Source organism: Corynebacterium sp. LaCa54 (genome assembly GCF_046717495.1).
In the GTDB taxonomy this organism is placed as follows: domain Bacteria; phylum Actinomycetota; class Actinomycetes; order Mycobacteriales; family Mycobacteriaceae; genus Corynebacterium; species Corynebacterium kefirresidentii.
This window is the reverse complement of the sequence record NZ_CP177115.1, coordinates 1,044,387-1,063,692: the sequence shown is the minus strand read 5'-3', so window position 1 is coordinate 1,063,692 and position 19,306 is coordinate 1,044,387. Positions and strand designations below refer to the sequence as shown.

At 57.6% G+C, this 19,306-nt stretch carries 15 protein-coding genes; 8 read left to right on the top strand and 7 right to left on the bottom strand.

Annotation, left to right across the window (positions count from 1 at the left end; genetic code table 11):
* Positions 1-213: 213 nt before the first annotated feature.
* From ACLI1M_RS05270 to ACLI1M_RS05240, 7 genes are read left to right on the top strand one after another with little or no spacing between them, the layout of a single operon-like run.
* Complete coding sequence (locus ACLI1M_RS05270) at positions 214-2,655, top strand: choice-of-anchor M domain-containing protein (RefSeq protein ID WP_248098868.1); 2,442 nt, start codon at positions 214-216, stop codon at positions 2,653-2,655.
* Between the two features lie 36 nt (positions 2,656-2,691).
* The gene (locus tag ACLI1M_RS05265) at positions 2,692-4,293 is read left to right on the top strand and encodes a choice-of-anchor M domain-containing protein (RefSeq protein WP_411706715.1); all 1,602 of its coding nucleotides are present in this window, start codon (positions 2,692-2,694) and stop codon (positions 4,291-4,293) included.
* Complete coding sequence (locus ACLI1M_RS05260) at positions 4,293-5,801, top strand: anchored repeat ABC transporter, substrate-binding protein (RefSeq protein ID WP_411706714.1); 1,509 nt, start codon at positions 4,293-4,295, stop codon at positions 5,799-5,801. Before ACLI1M_RS05265 ends, ACLI1M_RS05260 begins: the two co-directional genes overlap by 1 nt.
* A complete protein-coding gene (locus ACLI1M_RS05255) occupies positions 5,794-6,672 on the top strand; it encodes a choice-of-anchor M domain-containing protein (protein ID WP_150850455.1) in 879 nt (292 codons plus the stop codon). The genes ACLI1M_RS05260 and ACLI1M_RS05255 overlap by 8 nt, the downstream gene beginning before the upstream one ends.
* The gene (locus tag ACLI1M_RS05250; protein WP_411706736.1) at positions 6,659-7,393 is read left to right on the top strand and encodes an anchored repeat-type ABC transporter ATP-binding subunit; all 735 of its coding nucleotides are present in this window, start codon (positions 6,659-6,661) and stop codon (positions 7,391-7,393) included. Before ACLI1M_RS05255 ends, ACLI1M_RS05250 begins: the two co-directional genes overlap by 14 nt.
* Complete coding sequence (locus tag ACLI1M_RS05245; protein WP_411706713.1) at positions 7,390-8,298, top strand: anchored repeat-type ABC transporter permease subunit; 909 nt, start codon at positions 7,390-7,392, stop codon at positions 8,296-8,298. The genes ACLI1M_RS05250 and ACLI1M_RS05245 overlap by 4 nt, the downstream gene beginning before the upstream one ends.
* A complete protein-coding gene (locus tag ACLI1M_RS05240) occupies positions 8,295-9,776 on the top strand; it encodes a choice-of-anchor M domain-containing protein (RefSeq protein WP_411706712.1) in 1,482 nt (493 codons plus the stop codon). Before ACLI1M_RS05245 ends, ACLI1M_RS05240 begins: the two co-directional genes overlap by 4 nt.
* Positions 9,777-9,861: 85 nt before the next feature.
* On the opposite strand, the gene ACLI1M_RS05235 is transcribed toward ACLI1M_RS05240, so the two are convergent.
* Positions 9,862-11,025 (bottom strand): alpha/beta hydrolase-fold protein, encoded by a 1,164-nt coding sequence (locus ACLI1M_RS05235; RefSeq protein ID WP_411706711.1) that lies wholly within the window; start codon positions 11,023-11,025, stop codon positions 9,862-9,864.
* Between the two features lie 100 nt (positions 11,026-11,125).
* Between ACLI1M_RS05235 and ACLI1M_RS05230 the strand changes: the two genes are divergently transcribed.
* Positions 11,126-12,229, top strand: coding sequence for an isochorismate synthase MenF (locus ACLI1M_RS05230; RefSeq protein WP_200287635.1), 1,104 nt, complete (start codon positions 11,126-11,128; stop codon positions 12,227-12,229).
* Here ACLI1M_RS05230 and ACLI1M_RS05225 read toward each other — a convergent pair.
* From ACLI1M_RS05225 to ACLI1M_RS05200, 6 genes are all read right to left on the bottom strand, one after another.
* Positions 12,226-12,591, bottom strand: a complete 366-nt coding sequence (locus tag ACLI1M_RS05225; protein ID WP_396127275.1) for a hypothetical protein — start codon at positions 12,589-12,591, stop codon at positions 12,226-12,228. The genes ACLI1M_RS05230 and ACLI1M_RS05225 overlap by 4 nt on opposite strands.
* A gap of 201 nt (positions 12,592-12,792) precedes the next feature.
* Entirely contained in the window at positions 12,793-13,602 is an 810-nt protein-coding gene (locus ACLI1M_RS05220) for a fumarylacetoacetate hydrolase family protein (RefSeq protein WP_049360951.1), read from the bottom strand.
* 181 nt (positions 13,603-13,783) lie between these two features.
* A complete protein-coding gene (locus ACLI1M_RS05215) occupies positions 13,784-14,803 on the bottom strand; it encodes a 3-isopropylmalate dehydrogenase (protein ID WP_248098881.1) in 1,020 nt (339 codons plus the stop codon).
* Between the two features lie 120 nt (positions 14,804-14,923).
* Positions 14,924-16,510 carry a phosphoglycerate dehydrogenase gene (gene serA, locus ACLI1M_RS05210; protein ID WP_023021699.1) on the bottom strand — a complete coding sequence of 529 codons (1,587 nt, stop codon included), beginning with the start codon at positions 16,508-16,510 and terminating at the stop codon, positions 14,924-14,926.
* A 63-nt stretch (positions 16,511-16,573) separates the two neighbouring features.
* A complete protein-coding gene (locus ACLI1M_RS05205; protein ID WP_232212590.1) occupies positions 16,574-17,374 on the bottom strand; it encodes a hypothetical protein in 801 nt (266 codons plus the stop codon).
* Positions 17,375-17,468: 94 nt separating this feature from the next.
* Positions 17,469-19,259, bottom strand: a complete 1,791-nt coding sequence (locus ACLI1M_RS05200; RefSeq protein ID WP_248098882.1) for a DUF262 domain-containing protein — start codon at positions 19,257-19,259, stop codon at positions 17,469-17,471.
* Positions 19,260-19,306 lie beyond the last annotated feature (47 nt).

Sequence of the window (19,306 nt, the reverse complement as noted above, 5' to 3'; positions counted from 1 at the left end):
CCAGTCCGCACCAGCCCAGGCGCCCCTGAAACCTGCCCGGCGCGTAGCGGTTTGCAGTTTATTCCTACACGCAAATTGGGGTAATTGGAAACAGGTTTCACTACAAAACCACAGGTCAATGAAACTGACTTCCATTAGAGCTAACAGGTTATGGGAATCATTTTCTATAGTTTCTGGTGAACTTGTGAGAACTGTAGAAAGGCCTTCCCAACTGTGGCTTCCCCACGCACCCGTTTCCTTGCCACGCTGAGCACGTTGGCGCTAATCACTCCCGCCACGGCTGTCGCGGGCCCGGATGATGGCAAGCACATCGCTACCAATACCCACGTTGACTCCCCCAAGTCTTTCTGGGAGAACAACGATTTCGTCCTGAAATCCGAGTTTGGCGGTCAAGAGCCCCCGATAGCCGACACCGTTGCCTGGGTGGGCAAGGGCTACAGCGCCACGGATAACAGCAACCAGTATCTCTATACGCTTCCGGCAAACGGGACCCAAGACTACATTGGGGCACCTGGTACAACCTACTACACAGCGCCGCACCAAGTATCCGGCAATACTTCACCCATTTGGCTGGGCTTTGGCGCCGATACCTCCTTGCCCACGGACAAATTCCGTGACGGGGTCGCGTTCCTTGATTTGCTCAGCGTCGATGGCCCCGGCGAGGTAGAGCTTTTTACCAATAAAGATGATGAGGCCGGCACCCAGCTGCACCGCATGCTCGGTTCCTTCCCGGATTCGCCGCACTCTGCTTACCTTGTTGCCGGCACGCATACGCACAACTCCACGCTGTTTACCAAGCCCGGACGATACCGCCTGACCTACCGCACTAGTGCGCGCGGAAGGGACGGCCAGCTCATAGCCAATGAGCCACAGACCACCACCATCCAAGTGGGCGGGCAGAAACCCAAAGAAGAAAAGACGCCGAGCCTCAAGGAACGCTTCGCACAATCCGCAGCCGGTAACGCCGCTGCTGCAGGCTACAGCCTGCGCATGGCGCCGAAGTCCAATCCCGAAAAAGACGGTGATGACAAGCTCACCACCATCTCTTTCGATGCCAAGAACAAGGCGCAAGGCACCCTTACGCTGCTTATCGACGGCTACTTCCTCACCGACCTTCCCGTTAAGGATGGGCATGCTCAGTGGGACGAATACATGGGCCCCGACCCTTCCCAGGTGCAGGCTGTATTTACCTCAGAGGGTGATGCCCCACGCTGGATATCCCAACCTCTTGACTTCCAACCCGGTAAATCCAGCCACACCGATTCTTCTGCCGCCGCTGATACGTGGCAGGAAACCTCCCAGCCGCGCCAGCTTGCCCCCACCCAGGAAACCGAGCTAAAGGAACTGGGCTACACCATCCGCATGCGCAAGCAGGGCGATGGCGGCACCAAGATCGTGGTGGATACCGAAGATAAAAACTTCAACGGCCTACTCACCGGCGGGCTCTATGACACCAAAGGGGCGAAATACCCCACCGTGGATCTGGAAACCCCTATTACTAATGGCCACGGCGAGGTCTCCTTTGATGAGGGCGAGTACTTCAAGGGCTATTTTGCCAAGGTTGACCTCTTCCCCCATTCCACTCTGAAGGCCGGACATGCCAGCAGCGTAATCACCGAGTCCTTTGCTTTCGGCGAAAATTATGAAGTCAATGGGAAGTTTTCTACTTCCACTGACGAACCGGAGACTACTCCCGGCGAGCAAGGTACTCCGTCTTCAGCGCCGCAGCCAGGCACCGAAAAACCGCAAACCGGCAATGCACAATGCAGCGAGAAGTACCTATTAGACCGTGGGCATGTAGATATCAAGGCCCAGCCTGCCGAGGGAGGCTTTGCAACCGTTCTGCGCGATGACACGGCGCAGGTAGACAAGAAATCTGTTGACCGCAAACTCGATGACGTTGTACTCGGTGTACACGATAATGCTCTTACCCCACGCAATAAGAAGCTCGCGGGCAAGGAGTTTGATTTTCTAGGAAAGCCCGGTGAGCGTTTCTATCACCTGCCGCAAACCCAAGACCAAAACATCATTTGGCCAGGCTATAACACCCAGGATCTGGACTATTCCTTAACCAAGGACAATGCCGTCAACCTCAACTTGAAGCCCACCTCCACGCCGGACGGCGCCGAGTGGGGCGCATTCATCGATGGCACCCATGGTAAGGGCTTTTCGGTCCTCGCCAATTCTGCGGCTAAAGACTACACCATCGAAACCAACTTTCCGGCCCATACCCATACGCACTGGGCCTTTTCCAAGCCTGGCTTGTACACCTTTGAGGCCACCTATACGGCCACGGGCACAGACGGCAAGGAGCTAAAGTCCGCGCCCCAAACCCTCACCTTTGCCGTGGGCGATAAGACGTTGGATTCCTGTTCCTTCCGCGCGCCGGGCACGGCCGGAAGCGGAGAGCCCAGCGAAAATCCAACGGATAAGCCTTCCGCGGAGCCTTCCCAGGAGCCTTCCACCCAACCATCCACCCCAGATACGCCGGACAAGCCAGCTCACCCCGGAAGGCCAGAAGAGCCCACAGGGTCCTCGTTTAGCCCGTGGAGTCTGGTCCTCCCAGCGGTTCTCGTGGTGGTTTTCAAGGCCTTTTATAACTTCTTCCGCGATAACGAGGACCTCATCCGCAAACGCTTCGGCCTCAACTTCTAAGCCTCTTCTACCCCACCAACTAGACGGGAAACCACAATGCATCATTCACCCTCCTTTGCCCCTCGGCGCGTCCCGCTGCGGCGCCGATTCATTCACGTATTCGCCGCCGTCTTTGCCACAGCACTGGCCTTCTTCTCCCCCGCCGCGGCACTTGCCTTTGATGAGGTCTTCGACTCTGGCCACGTAGACGCCTTTTATGTCACGGCCCCAGACGGTCAGCTACACCTATCGATGAAGGAAGACATCACTGGATCGGGCGTTCCACGCTCCGGCGATGATGTGGTGCTCAAGGTTGTGGAGGACGCTTGGTCCGATGCCACCGAGGCCGTGCCGGAGATCGGCCAGCCCACCTATTTCCTGCCGCAGACCCAGGATCAACGCATCATTTGGCCGGGCTGGGATACCCAGCCTGCACGCGATGGCGGCTTTGACAACGTTGACCTAGAATTCGCCGAAGTTTCCGGCCCGGGTTCTGTTTATGTCTTTGAGACCAGCGGCTTTGGCGATGTGAAGACGGTGACCGATTCCGGCTCAATGGAGCTCACCAGCGGCGAGGTCATCAACCAGCCCAATCCTGCTCACCGGCACGTCAACTGGGCCTTTAGCGAGGCCGGCACGTACACCATGACGGTGCAAGCCCATTCCAACGGCGAATCCAGCAATGCTGTGACCTACACCTGGGAGGTGGGCGACGGCGGCGATGCATCCGCAGCCGATCGATCGGCTGATACCGGCGAGGTTAGCAATGACCAAGAAGCTACGAGCACTCCGCGTTCAGCAGACAAAGGCGGCGCTGCAGCCGCAGATAAATCCGGTGCAGCTACGGATAAAGAGTGCACCCCGGGTATGACGCCGCAAATCAAGGACGATACTGTCTCTCCTTCCCAGTGGCGCGATGCTGATGGCGCTACCTTTTATCTCTCCGATAAATCCAGCGTCGATCTGCCCCAAGAGGTAGGTCCAGTGCCAGCCGGTCAGGCGTGGATGATTGGTTCTACCCAGGTCGATGGTGTGCCATGGCTCGGCGCTAATACCCAAAGCCCTTCAATGCGCGAGAATATCCCTGGAGATGTCACCTGGGAGTTAGCAGGCTTCAAGGGACCCGGCCCGATGATGGTCTACTCCCAGGGCGGACTGGGAAAGATCGTGGGCGATGAGTGGTTCCGAGGCAATGCCGATGCGGCGGAGGGCACCTATTCGATTGCACCCAATACCCACGTGCACCCCAACTGGGTCTTTGGTGCGCAGGGCACCTATGACGTCACCATCCGCCAGGTGGCCAAGACCGGTGAGGGCAAGCAAGTCGCCGGCGAAGCGACACTTCACTTCGTGGTCGGCGGCGACAAGCCGGCGGAAGCCTTTGACAACGGTCACTTCGACCTGGGCGCTGCGGTAAATCCGGAGGGCGGCGACTGCGGGCATGGCGCTGCGGCAGGTGGGGCGTCGGCAAGCGCTGGTGGCTCTTCCACAAGTACCGGAACAAGCACTGGCCAGGCCGCGCAGGCCCCTAGCAAGGGCGGTTCTTTAGCCAATACGGGGACTCCCATTGTTCCCTTTGGCATCGGAGCACTGGGCTTGGGCATGCTCTTCCTCGGCCTGGGCATTGCCCGCCTAGCTGTAGCTAAGGCAGCGGACTAATGGCGCGTGCGCTATCCCATAGACGCAGGCTTCGGACCATTGGCGCGCTGCTGGGCTCCTGCCTGCTGGCTACTGGTTGTGCCCCTTCGGCTGCGTTGGATACCGGAAGCGGAGAGAAATTCGCTGTGGTGGCCACCACCCCGATTCTCGCGGATCTTGCGCGCAACGTCGCGGGAGAAGATGCCCGCGTACAAAGCCTTATCCCCAGCGGAAAAGATCCGCATACCTTTGAGCCAACGCTGCGCACGGTACGCGATGTTGCCAATGCCGATTTGGCACTGAGCAATGGCTACTTGCTGGAGCCGCAGTCTCTCATCGATACACTGCACGAATCCACCGATGCCCCCGTGGTGGAAGTCGCCGATGCTGCCTCCACCCGCGGTGCCACTCTCGTGCCGCTGGTAGAAGATGTCTCGCTCGAGGCAATTTGGCTGGGCCTGCGTATCAGCGGCGCACAACAGCGCTCTTCCGGAGTGGACTTCCGCATGGTCTCTGCCGATGGGCCAGGTAACGTCGCGGCCTATGTGGTCTCTACCTTCGGCACCCCGGAGGTCCTTTTTAACTCGGCCGATGGCATCGATGAAAAAGACACAGTGACCTTGCCGGCCAACGCTCACACGCACGTGTCTTGGGGATTTTCCCAGCCGGGAATCTACCACCTCGGGTTCCAAGCAGAGGGCACCGACGTCCAACACCTCACTGTGGCCGTGGGAGTAAACCCACCTAAAGGCATGCACGTGATAGATTCCGGACACCTGGATATTGCAGGTGACCTAGCCAAGCACAGCATTGACTTGCGCGATCAGAACAAGCGCTTCGACCCTGCCACCACCGTGGTGTCAATCCCCTCTTCGGTACTGCAGCCCATACCGCCGGATCCGGCCTACCGCTTCCTGGGCAGGCCGGGATCGGATACTTACCTATTGCCGCAGGCGGTGCTGGGAAAACACATCCACGGCGAGGTGGACCCGCACCTGTGGCACAACGTGGACAATGCCATCGCCTACGTCGATGTCATTGCCGAGGAAATGGCGCAGGCAGATCCTTCCCACGGGGCGTCCTACCGCCAACGGGCGGAGGACTACACGCAGCGTCTGCGGAATACGGATACCTATGTTGACCGCGCCATTTCTTCTATCCCTAAAGAAAACCGGCACCTTGTGACCACGCACCACGGCTACGCCTATCTGGAGCAAGGTTATGACATGTCGGTGGCCGGCTTCGTCACTCCCAATCCGGCCATCGAGCCTTCCCCACGCGAAGTCATTTCCTTGCGCCGCACGCTGGAGAACCTCCATCTGCCAGCCGTATTTGTAGAACCCGTGCAGCAGGCAAGCGCCGAGACCCTGAAGCAGGCTGCCGCGGAGCAAGGCGTGGAGCTGTGCCCCATCTACGGCGACACGTTCGATGACACCGTCAGCTCCTACATCGACCTAATGAAATTTAACGCTGATTCCGTGCAGCGTTGCCTGAACCCCAACCCCACCCATGGAGATAAAAATGCTTAATTTCGCTACTCGTACCGCCACCCGCACCGCCGCCTGCGTCCTTACTGCAGGTCTGGCACTTTCTACCAGCCCTGCTTGGGCGGGCGACCTGGCCCAGGTGGTCGGTGCCGATGAAGACGTTGCCCCGCAGGGCGAAGAAAAGGTCATCGATACCGGTCACGTAGACGTTGGTGCCCTGCTTGATGGCACGGAGTCTGAGCTTATGGCCCGCGATGATGCCGGCGATAAGCCAGTCTGGCGTCACTTGGACGACCTCGTGTTTTCCGTGGGCGATAAGGCACAGCAAACCCTTCCCGATACGGATGACTTTGGCTTCGTTGGCGCTGAGTCCGGCGATAAGGTCTGGGTGGTTCCCCAAACCGAGCAAGTCGGCGTTCCCTGGCTGGGCTGGAATACCCAGGCGCCCTCCCTTGTCGACGCCGCCGACCGCGGCGTCACCATGGAATTCCTCGGCCATTCCGGACCAGGCGATTTCTCCCTCTTCTTACAAAACGGCGGCTTTGAAGCGCCACAGCTCTTGTGGTCCACCGCACAGAAGAGCGATGAGGACTTCTGGGTAGACCTCAATACCCACACCCACGCCAACTGGACGTTTACGGAGCCAGGTACTCACCAGGTAGGCATCAGGGTGAAGGGCAAGACCAAGGACGGCGCCGATTTCAGCACTGATGGCGTACTCACCTTCGCCGTGGGCGATGATGCCGACGTCCAAGCGGCCCAAGACACTACCTGGAATCCAGACGATGCCCAGACCGCGGGCTCGTCTATTCCCACCTGGGTCTTTGTCCTCGCCGGCGTTGGCGCCGTAGTACTACTGCTGGCCCTAGGGCTCGCCCTGCGTTCAGCTAAGCGGGGCGATAGCCGTGGCTAAACCGCTCATTTCCGTTGCTGATCTCAACGTCTCGCTCTCGCACCGCAGCGTAATTAGCGATGCCAATCTAGAGGTCCACCCCGGCGAATTCATCGGGCTCCTCGGGCCGAATGGTGCTGGTAAGACCACCCTCATGCGCGCCATTTTAGGGCTTATTCCTTCCACCGGAACTCGCAGCATCTCCGGCACCGTGGGATATGTTCCCCAGCGTCACGAGGTGGAATGGGGCTTTCCCATCAACGTTTATCGCACCGTACTCAGCGGCCGCACCGGCCTTATCGGCTGGCTCAAGCGACCGCGCGCCACGGACCACGCCGCGGCGGCAGAGGCGCTTCAACTGGTTCACATGGAAGAATTTTCCACCCGCCCCATCGAAGAACTCTCCGGTGGTCAACGCCAGCGCGTGCTCATCGCCCGGGCCCTCGCCACACAACCACACGTGCTGCTGCTCGATGAGCCCTTTACCGGACTAGATGCGCCCAATACCGAATCGCTCCTCGAGCTTTTTGAAGAGCTTTCCCACCGCGGCACCTCCATCATTATGTCCACTCATAACCTTTCTGAAGCGGCACATTCCTGCCACCGCCTCATTCTCTTTAACGGCACCGTAGTAGCCGATGATTCTGCCTCGACCCTTCTTCACCAGACGGATCCGTGGACAAAAACCTTTGGCGTGCGTGCCGGTTCCCCTTTGCTTTCTGCCATTGGAGTCACCGCATGATAGAAATTTCCTTCCTCGATTTCCTGCGCGACCTGGTCAATCCCCACCTTGACTTCCTCGCTCGCGCGGTAGGCATCTCCTTGCTTGCGGCCATCGTATGCGGCGTCATCGGCTGCTATGTCGTGCTACGCGGCATGGCCTTTATTGGCGATGCCGTCTCCCACGCCGTATTCCCGGGACTAGCCATTGCCTTCGCCCTGCAAGCCTCGGTGCTCGTGGGTGGCGCAGTCGCCGGTGCGGTTGTGGCCTTGCTCATCGCCGCCTTTTCGCAGCGCCGCCACGTACGAGCGGATTCCATCATCGGTATCTTCTTCGCCGCGGCCTTCGCCTTGGGCATGGTGATCATCTCGCGCACCGATGGCTATAGTGCCTCGTTGACAAGCTTCCTCTTCGGCTCACTCACCGGCGTATCCCGCACCGATATCATCATCGCGGCCTGCGTATGTGCCGTGGTTATCGCCATCGTTATAGCCTTTGGCCCCCAGCTCAACGCCACGTGCTTGGACCGGGAAACCGCTCGCGCAATGGGCTTGCCCGTCTTTGTGCTGGATATCATTTTGTACCTGTGCGTCACGGCCGCAGTGGTCATTTCCGTAAGCACGATCGGCAATATCTTGGTCCTCGCACTGCTTATCACTCCGGCCGCGACGGCACGCCTACTTAGCGCAAACCTCACGACCATGATGTGGCTATCCGCCCTCATTGGCGCGCTATCTAGCTTCCTCGGCATCTACCTAGCATGGGCCATTGACCTGCCGGCCGGCGCCACCATCGTGCTCACCCTCACCGCCATTTTCTTGGGCGTTTGGGCTATCCACCCACTGCTCGGCGCCCGCAAGCACGCAGGTGCCTCGCTTTCCGACGCCCCACACCCCACCCCACGAAAGGAATCCGTCTCCTCATGAAACCTGTCTGCCGCACCGCGGTGGCCCTTGGCGCCGCCGGACTGATAAGCCTCGGCGCCCTTCCGGGAGCGGGAGTAGAACTCTTCGCGCCCGCCACCGCATATGCAGAAGAATCCACCGATTCTTGCTCTGCCAGCGACTTCGACCTCATCACCAAGGGCCACCAGGATATGGCGCTCAGCGGCGATTCCGGCGATCTCAGCTTCCAGGTCAAAGATGATGATAAGGACATCGAGCATGACTCTGAGTCCTTTGCCATTGAGGTATCTGATGACCTTAAACAACCGCTATCGGAGCTCGGTGATTCTTCCCTGCCCGATGAAGGTTGGATTCTGCCGCAAACGCAAGACCCCGATGCTCCTTGGCTAGGTTTTAATACCCAAGAGCTGTCTCAGGATCTCCTCACCGCTGGAGACACCGCTACTTTGAGCATGGCTATCGCACAGGGCCCTGAGGATGGCCGCATCCTGGCCTACCAGGTGAATCTTGGTGACCCCAAGGTGCTTATGGACACTGCCGATGGCTCTGCCTGGGACTACCCCGGCAACTCCCATTCCCACCCGGCCTTTGCCTTTACCGAGCCGGGTACTTACGCAGTGAGCTTTACCTTCGAGCTTCCCGACGGCTCCCGACACCACTTGCATGCCGGCTTCCTCGTCGGCGAGCAGGCAGATGCGAAGGATCTATGCGGTGTGGACTATGCCGATGCGGATGGTGCTTCCGGCAACAGTGGTGACTCAAATAGCCGCCCCAAGCAACTGGAAAAAGACGTCAAAGACGTAGACAAAGCCATCGCCGGGTTGGACAAAGAGCTCGACAATACCCTGCAGGAGGGCCAGAAATTCCTAGAAGGTGGCAAGACACAAGAAGACAAGAAGGGTTCTGACGAGGACAGCGCGGGCAAGCGCAAGCAGCCCTCCCGCACCAAGGAAAAAGACGCTGGGAAGGATGGAGCGCCACGTAAGACGCCGTCCACGGGTTCGGCTCACGCCTCTGGTACTACTCGAAAGTCTGGTGCTGGTTCTGGGGCTACGACCCACCATTCGGCTAGCCGTGTTAATGATTCTGCCTCCACTGCGAAATCCGGAAAAAGCGGAGGCGCTGGCACAGGCTCGCACCGTTCTGCTTCCACCAGCGGTTCTTCCCACTCGACGGCCAAAAAGTCCACCGGCTCTCGGGACGCAAAGTCCGCAAAGCGTACCAAGGGCAAGGCCGCAGGCACCGCTGGTGCACAGAGGGTGCCGGATGCTGGCGCTGCGGAAGGCAGGGACTCTGAGAATGTACTGACTAATGCCGCTGCGTATACCGCCACTCTGGCTAAAAGCAGCTTCTGGGCGGGCCTTTTAGCCGGACTAGGCGCATTCGCTCTGGTGCTCGGAATCGGCCTGTTGGTCTATGTCCAGTTCTTCCGCAAGAAGAAGGCCCCAGCGCAGCAGCCGGCCGATGATGCCACGGCAAACTTGCCGCGCGTCGACTAGCCCAGTGCTAGTCATCGGCCAACAATAGAACTAGGCCCAGAGGATCTCTCCTCTGGGCCTCATCCGTGGCTAAGCGCCGCTGTTTTTATACCCTGGTCTTGGACGAGAGGAAGTCCCAGACCACCCGTGGAGTATCTGGCTGCCAGAACCAGGTGTGGTCTTGCGGAACCTTAACCAGTTGCACATCCTTTTGGCAGCCGTTAAAGCTCAAGCGTTCTGAACCGCCAGCTTCCGGAGTGGACTGAAAGGTCATATCACAGCGATTGCGTTTCAGGTAGCCGCCGAGCACCGTACGCACAGGGAGGTATCCAGCCTCGTGCCGGTCACCGCCCTCATAGGTCATCATCTTGTCGTTAACGCCATGCATGATGAGGGTATTCATCGGCGCATCGGCACAGTTGACCTCAACTGGGTTGTAGAAGGCACCCGAAACCATAGCTACAGCGGCAAAGGTGTCCTGTGCGTGGCAGCCAAGCACCGAGGTAAAGCCGCCTCCGTTAGACATACCCATGGCGTATACGCGGTTTCGATCAACGTGGTAGTCCTTGTCTACCGAATCAAGAATGCGCTTGATAAAGCGGATATCCTCCCCATCGCGCGTCTTAGCATAAGGCGCCGCCTCCCAGGCGCGCTCGAATCCCTCTGGATAGACGATGATGGCCTCGTTATTGGCCTCAGTGGTCTGCATGCGTGCATAGCCGGAGTAGTTCTCCGGGGAATCTCCCCACCCACCAAAGCCGAAGAGAACGGGCGCCGCCTTTTCCGGCGAATAGTGGTTAGGAATACGCAACAAGTACCTGCGGGTCTTGCCCTCGTGCTCCATTTCTAGGGACTGCATGGAACCCGGCGCAAACGGCGGGGTGGGATTGATGCTGGTATCTACCATTGGCGGCTGCGGCGCTGGCTCGGGAAGAGATGATCCCTCTGGAGCAGGTGCCGGGTTGTCTTGGTCAGCACCTTTATCTGCTGGTGCCGGGGTGGATTCTTTCACGCCTTCTGGAACGAGGTGGGATCCATCTGGCTGCGGGATAACCGGCTTCGCGTTTTCGGGTGCCGGCCCCGGTACCGGTGCTGGTGCCGGTGCTGGTGCCGGTGCTGGCTGTGGTGCGTTTGCTGGGGCCGGCGCAGGTGCAGGTGCAGGCGCTTCTTGCGCGTGGGCAGGAGACACGCTCAGCAGCGCCCCGCAAGCCAGCACACCAACAACAATCAGGTAAAGGAAATAGCGAAGAAAATTAGTAACATTAGCCACAAGGTTAAAACTAACCACATTTTTCACTAAAGACACTGTTTACACGCCCAGTGCACACTCAATTCTGTAAGAAAAGCCCAAGGCATTAAGCTATATTTTCATGCACGAAGACAGACCAAGCACCGCCCCCGATTTTTTGCTCTCACGGGCAACGGGGTCTGTCCGTACCCAAGGTGCGCGCCACGCTTTTAATGACGCCGATGCGGCAATTTCCGCTCTCCGCAGCAAGGATGTAGAGATGGTCGTCGGTGCGATCCCCTTCGATTCGGACACCCCCGCGGCACTAACCGTACCGGAGGCCATCATCCGCGAAGAGGGCCCGCTGGAACCGCACGCCTATTATCGCAACCAGAGTTTAAGCTCCCGCGTAGTTGGCTTCGATCCAGAGCCTGAGGAACACCTTCGCCGCGTGGAGGCAGCCATCGGCACGATTGAAACCTCCAAACTAGAAAAGGTAGTTCTGGCCCGCGCGGTAGACATCGAATTCCCTGAAGCTATCGATCCGCGCCTCGTGGCGGCGCGCCTTATCGATCTCTCTGCCAACCGTGACGGGTTCATTGCTGATCTCTCCCCCGCTGGAAGGCCGGGCGCGATGCTTGTCGGCTCCTCCCCGGAGGTTCTAGTCAAGCGTCAAGGCTCGACTGTGTCAGCCTTTCCCTTGGCGGGTTCGTCTCCGCGCCGCGCCTCGGCGGCCGAGGATCACCTCGCAGGACAGGACCTCTTGCATTCTTCCAAGGATCTCCACGAGCACGCTTTTGTGGTCGACCACCTGCGCCGGGCGCTCACCCCATTGTGCGAGCGACTAGATATTCCGGACGTCCCACAACTGATAAGCACCAATGAAATGTGGCACCTTGGCACGCCGATTTCCGGAACGCTCAAGGATAAAGACTTGACCGCGCTCGAGCTTGCCCTAGCGGTCCATCCCACACCGGCTATCTGTGGCACCCCGGCCGAAGCCGCCCAAGCCCTTATTGAGACTGCGGAGACTGACCGTGGTTTCTATGCCGGCGCGGTCGGCTGGTGCGATAGTTCAGGTGACGGCGAATTTATGGTAGCCATTCGCTGCGCAGAGGTTGCCGGCGATGGACTCTCCGCACGCGCTTGGGCTGGTGGAGGCATCGTCGGCGATTCTGATGCCCAAGCGGAGTTGGAAGAAACCACCGCTAAGCTGCGCACCATTTTGAAGGCGCTAAGCCTCTAGCCCACGCGCTTGGCGACGAGCACGACGTCGGTGCGGTGGTGCGCACCTGCACCTTCAGCCAGGTGGCGCTCCTGGCGAGTTAGGGTAATAGTTTTTAATTCCTGCAGGTTGTGCGCCAACCATTCCGGCATCGCCAGTTCTGTGGACTCCATATCGTGGTGAACAAAAAGCAGTGTTCCCCCTGGAGCTACCAAGTGCTCAAGCTTTTCGACCTCTTCCGACGTTGCGCGTATCCCACCGTAGTGGACGCTTACCAAGTCAAAGGGCTCATGGCTAAAGCCACTAAACATAGCAACCTGTGCGGCAACGCCGAGGGCGCGAGTGCGGGCTACGGCCGTCGGGGCGAAGTCAATGCCCAACACATCCTAGCCGTGGTTTTAAGCCAGAGCGCGTCCGCGCCTTCTCCGCAGCCAATGTCCAGGGCAGAGCCAGGCGCAAGCTCCGCAGCATAATCGACAAGGGTGGAGTTCGGCTTTCCTGACCACACGCGATCAGTGCTGCGGTACCGCTCCTCCATTTCCGCGGGAGTGGGAACGTAGGGGCGATGCTCGCTCTGGTGGGAGTTATGCACGGTCGATGGAATTGCGCAGGGTTCCCAGCCCTGGAATCTCGATTTCGATGGTATCCCCCGGCACCATCGGAGCGGTGCCCGCCGGTGAACCAGTAGTAATGACATCGCCGGGAAGCAAGGTATAGGCGGCGGAAATCTCTTCTAAGATGCCGCCCATCTTCACAATCATCTGGTCCGTATTGGAATCCTGCTTTTGCTCACGAGAGCCCTCGTGTGTCAGGTAGGCATTAATCTTCTGGTCATCCAGATTCAAGCTGTCCAGATCCGTCTCAATCCATGGGCCGAGCGGGCAGAAAGTGTCGATCCCCTTGGCACGAGCCCATTGTCCGTCCTTGAACTGCAGGTCACGGGAGGAAACATCATTGCAAATGGTGTAGCCCAGTACGTGGTCTTGCCAGTTCTCGGCCTTGATATTCTTCGACGGTTTGGAAATGACTACGGCAAGCTCGCCCTCAAACTCTACATTGGTGGCATAGTCTGGGATCTTGATCGCGGCATCCGGGCCGATGACCGCGGTGGACGGCTTGATAAAGATGGTGGGCGGCAAGCTATCGGCAGACTTCTTGAAGACTTCCGCAACATGGTCCGCATAGTTGCGGCCCAGCGCCACAACCTTGGTAGGCAGGGTCGGTGCCAAGAGGCGAACCTCGTTAAGCTTCCACTCGCGTCCGGTTGGCTCCGGCGGAGTGAAAGGCGTGCCAGCAATTTCTTTTGCTACTAGCTCTTGCATCGGGGCGTCTTTCGGCCCATCGATAATGGCGAAACAGATTCCTTCTGGGTGTGCAATTCGTCCTAAACGCATAGCGGTAATCCTACTCAATCGCTCCCTTTACATGTGTGCAAAGGTTACGGTGTTAATTAGTTAATTTGAGTAAATTGCGGTGTCCTTGCAAACGCCATTGCAAGCCCCTGGAAGAGGGGATGAAAGCAACCGTTCGGATCCGGGGGCGTCGGCAAGCGCATCGTGCAAGGCAGGTTTGCTCCTATGTAGCTAGGGCGCGCGAAATTCGGTCGCCGACGTCAGTGGTCTTCACCGGCCCATCGCCGCGTTGGGCAACGTCTTGCGCTACCGCATCCTCTACCCTTTGCGCATTGGCTTCATCGCCTACGTGTCGAAGGAGCATGGCCGCCGATAAAATAGCCGCTGTCGGATCCGCGATCCCCTTCCCAGCGATATCCGGTGCAGAACCATGGACCGGCTCGAACATCGAGGGATTCGCTCCTGAAGCATCAATATTTCCGGAGGCAGCAAGGCCAATGCCACCCACTACGGCACCGGCAAGATCGGTAAGAATGTCTCCAAAAAGGTTATCGGTGACTATTACGTCATATCGCGCCGGATCCGTAACCATATAAATGGTCGCAGCATCGATATGTTGGTAGTCCACCTGAACCTCTGGAAACTCAGCGGCGATGTCATCGACAGTGCGCTGCCACAGCCCACCCGCATTGACCAATACATTGGTTTTGTGCACCAAGGTCAGGTGCTTGCGGCGCTGCTCAGCCCGCGCAAAGGCATCGCGCACTACGCGCTCCACGCCAAAGCGGGTGTTTTGTGATACCTCACTAGCCACCTCATGCTCAGTGCCCTCGCGCAAGGTACCACCGTTTCCGCAGTACAGCCCCTCGGTGCCCTCGCGCACCACCACAAAATCAATGTCTCCAGGATCGGCCAACGGCGAAGAAGCAGTGGGATATAGCTTGGAAGGACGGAGGTTTACGTAATGATCCAGCGCAAATCGCATCTTGAGCAATAGCCCTCGCTCCAATACGCCTGGAGGCACTTTACCCGGGGCACCAATAGCCCCCAATAAGATGGCATCGTGTTCGCAGAGACTAGCTAAATCCGCATCCGTGAGAAGCTCCCCGTTGCGTAGGTAGCGCCGGGCACCAAGGTCATACTCGGTGGTGTCAATATCGGAGCGAACGGCATGCAGCACCTTGAGAGCCTCAGCCGTTACCTCGGGCCCAATACCATCCCCACCAATTACCGCAAGTTTCATTATGTAGGATTCCCTTCTCATAGAGTGGATTTAACCTACTCTATCAAAAAGGACCCGCGCAGCGCAGGAAGTTACCTGACACTACGCGGGATATGCTCCACGGATTCTGCACCAGCAGCTTTATGCGTCCATATCTAACTGTTCGCACTCTGCACCCAATGCCGCATTAATCTCAGCAATGAGAGACTCCGGCACCTCGGTATCCACGCGCAAAATAAGGACAGCGTCAGACTCTTGCTTAGCGTGAGTAAGCGCCGCCGCCACGATATTAATTCCAGCAGCACCTAGCTTGGTGCCCACCGTTCCCAACGCGCCCGGAGCATCCGCATAACGGAAGAAGAGATTGCGGCCAGTAGCGCGCATATCGACGCCGCGGCCGTTGATGCGGATAAACTTTTCGGTTCCATCGATGCCGATAAGCGCACCGGTCAGCGAGGAAGTTTCTCCATCAGCACCGATAACTTTCACCTGCAAGGAGGAGCGGTGCCCCTTGGATTCCGCGTTGGTAGATACCTCCACCTCTACCCCACGGCTCTGCGCAATCTGCATGGCATTGACAAATGTCACCGGTTCCGAAGTCACGCCGCTAAACAGACCCCGGACAGCAGAAAGACCTAAAACTTCTACATCCTCGGTAGACAGCTCACCGCAAGCTTCTACTTCAACGGCAACGGGTGCCTGCCCCAGCAGACGTCCAGCTGTAAGTCCTAGCTTGCGTGCGAGATCCAGCCAGCCAGCAACTTCTTCTCCTACAGCCCCACCGGAGACGTTTACCGCATCTGGGACAAACTCACCGGCGAGAGCTTTGAGCACCGAAGCCGCCACATCGGTTCCTGCTCGGTCCTGGGCCTCTACAGTGGAGGCTCCCAAGTGTGGGGAAACGGTGACCTGCGGCAGCTTAAAGAGCGGAGAATCAGTGCATGGTTCCGTAGCAAAAACATCGAATCCCGCACCTCGGTGATGCCCCTGTTCGATAGACTCGGCCAAGGCCTCCTCATCCACCAATCCGCCGCGAGCCGCATTAATGAGAATCTGCCCCTTCTTCGCCTTAACCAAAAGCTCCTTATCAAACATTCCGGCAGTCTCTGGGGTCTTCGGAAGGTGAATGGTCACAAAATCGGAACGAGACATGAGCTCTTCCAATTCGACCAGTTCCACGCCCAGTGCCGCCGCACGAGCCGGGTTGGCATAGGGGTCGTGGGCAATGATGGTCGTTTCAAAAGACTTCAGACGCTGTGCGAAGAGCTGACCAATGTGTCCAAAACCAACAATACCGATGGTCTTTCCATATACCTCCACGCCCTTGAAAGAAGAACGCTTCCATTCCCCCTCGCGCAGCGACTGGTCGGCTGCTGGTACCTGACGCGCCGTCGCCAAGAGCAATGCAATGGCCTGTTCGCACGCCGAGTGAATATTAGACGTAGGTGCATTTACCACCATGACGCCCTTTTCCGTTGCCGCCGGAATATCAACGTTATCTAGGCCTACTCCTGCGCGGCCCACAATTTTTAGCTTTGGAGCTGCTTCTAAAACCTCTGCATCAACAGTAGTTGCAGAACGCACCAGCAAAGCCTCTGCATCCGGAACTGCGGCGAGCAACTCCGCACGGTTTGGACCGTCCACCCAACGAACCTCAACTGAATCCCCCAAGGCCGTAACTGTGGATTGAGCTAATTTATCGGCAATAAGGACTACCGGCTTCGACATATCTTCCTTCGCTTAAGTGTGATGCGGTGCACGCGGAATTCCCGCGTGTCAAGGAAGTGTAGTTCAGGAAGGAGTGCCTTGCTTGATTTTTGCCTTAAATTCTTTCACTCGACCGAATTCCGGTCCAAGGGCTACTAAGGAACCGTCTGTAAGGCCAGCAACAGCGGCCATGCTGTGCTTATCCTCCAATGGATCAACAGTCGGCACCACCAACACCTTGCCGCCATAGGCTGCAGCCGTAATGACGTTCGCGATGGGACTGTCTTTTGTCGCGATGATATTCGGCGCCATCTGGGCATCCCTGCGGGACTGTGCTGGGACAGGTTTCTTCTTTTTCCCATCAGCCTCAGGTTCGCCTTCATACGGCACCCATGCGGGCCGCAGCTCCACTTGGGGAGTCTTGTCCAATCGCGCAATATCTTTGACCATTTGCTCAGGGGAAGCTACCACCTTGGAGCCGTATTGGAAGGCCGTAAACTCTCCCAGCGCTTTGTGCGTACCTGGATCCTTAATCACCTCGAAGTCCCCAGATGTTTGTGTCCACGGCACATCGCCGACAATCACCAAGCGTCGTACTCCCAGGTCCGTGAGTAGCTTATGGATTTCCAAACGCCTAGCGTCGTCATACTGCACCGCAGGCAAATGCTGGTTTACCGCCAACGTTGCTGCACGCAGAATAGATTTATCATCCGCGGTAAAGAGGACGAGCGAATCGGAATCTTCAAAAAATAGGCGGCTAGCCTCGATGCCTATGGGGTCATTGACAATGACGAATCTGCCGTCAAATTTCGGGTCAATCAGCCGGTTTTGGTTCTCCGCTTTGGCCTTATTGAGGTCAATTTCAGACTCATCCAAATCAGACAATCCCCGCCTGACCAGTTTGGTTTCAGTAACTGGCGTGCCACAGGCAGCTAATGCAAGCGATGCGACAAGCACTGTGGCAGTCAGGCGCACAGAATTAGCGATCAAAAGCTTGCGGGCCTTCCTCTCCACCAAACAGGTTTGCTTCATCCACATCACGGATGACAGGTTTACCTAAAGCATATTCCACGATGTCAAGGAACCGTTGACGACGGTCTGCTAGGAATTCTCGCGGCTGTGACGCCCGCAGGTAATTCAAATTCATATCGTGGGACGCTAGTACCTCATCAAATTGCCTGTCTTCCATGATGGACTTGGACTGAACGCGCGGCAGGTAGCGATCGGGAGCGAAGCCATCGAGTACTACCTCAGTTCGCTTGCCCATTGGGGTGTAGTTCATCACGGACTCCGCCAAAACGGGGTCCACTCCGTGGCGCTTGCACCAATTCAGCGGGAAAACCGGGAAAAAGCCCGGCTTGAGCTCTTCAAATGTGCGCCTATTAAACGCCTTTCCTGTGCGCCAATCCTTTGCGCCGCGCGCCATAAGGAGGGCATAGAGACCATGCCATACACCGTCCTTATCATCCACAGAGAGCAAACGGGATTCCCGGAAGGTGGCATCGGTGACAGTTTTCGGGGCTTCATCCGTTGCGCCCGCTACCCACTCGGTGACCTCATCCACGTCGCGAGCGGCGCGCAGCTGCACGGCAGACGAGCCATAAAGCTCGCCGAAGACGCCGCACCAGAACCATTGGTTCATGCGGTCCCACGATTGCTGGGTAGACAGCGCTCCCCCGCGTTTAGCCAGGCGGGCAATGATGACGGCTAGAGGAACAATCTGTTCATTAAACGGAACCTGATCCGTATTAAGGATGCATCGTTCCGCCAAAAACTCAGATACCTCACGGAAAGTAATGCGTAAATCTTTGGCCGCCGCCTTATACTCCGTTAGGGACAGCTTTAAGATGTCCTCGCGCTGCCCACCAGCACGGCCCTTTTCTCCGGAGACTAAAAGCGATACTGCAGAAAGAAATTCTGTGCGCCCAATTCCGTCCAAAGCTGGGGACGTACGCAGATCCTTTTCCACTTCTTGCCAATCAGTGGCCAGGTGGAAATTGGGATCCTCGGAAGCAAAAACCGCAGTTAGCAAATCAAAGACGTCCATTTGCAGACCTGCCGAATTTGCCTGCGCGAAAATCGACCCGATGCCGGCTCGCTCTGTTTCTCGGGAAAGCCGAATCATCGGCAGGTCATAGCCGGACAATGGTCTAACGATGCGGTTATTAAACGCTGCTAGCTCCGCGCTGTATTCCTGTTTGGTCGCTGCAAGCTCAAAGAGCATGCCAACGCCATCTTCACTCAATAGTGAAGCAACAGGAATGCACATATTCTCTAGGGCGTCTTCCCGTGAAAGAATGTCCCCCTCAATCGTCGGTGCGAAGTGCGATCGAACTTTTCCTTTGTGATCGACTGCAAAGATGGCGTCATCCGGCATAATCTCGCCCCGCACGGCAGCTCGAATATCAATGAAGAAACGGCGATGAATTTTCTTCTTGCGGAAGTCAATTGTGTCTACAAAGCCCTCGCCGTTGAAGCAGTGATACAGCGTGGTCAAACGCTGCTGTCCGTCCAAAAGGAGCAAGCCGGGATCGACGCCGGTATCCGGCGCGCCGGCGAGGGCGCGGGGGCGAAAGCGCATCTTTTCGTTTCGAGTATCAAGTGCCATAAGCGCCCCGATGGGATAGCCGCGAAGCACAGAAACAATGAGTGAACGGATGCGATCTTCGTCCCATGCATAGCTGCGTTGGAAATCAGGTAGCTGGATGTCCCCGCGATTAATCCGTGCAAAGAGGTCTTTGAGATCATAACTTGGCGTCGTAAAGCCCATGCCCGACATCCTACCCCCAAGGATTAATTCTTTCCTGCCGATAATTC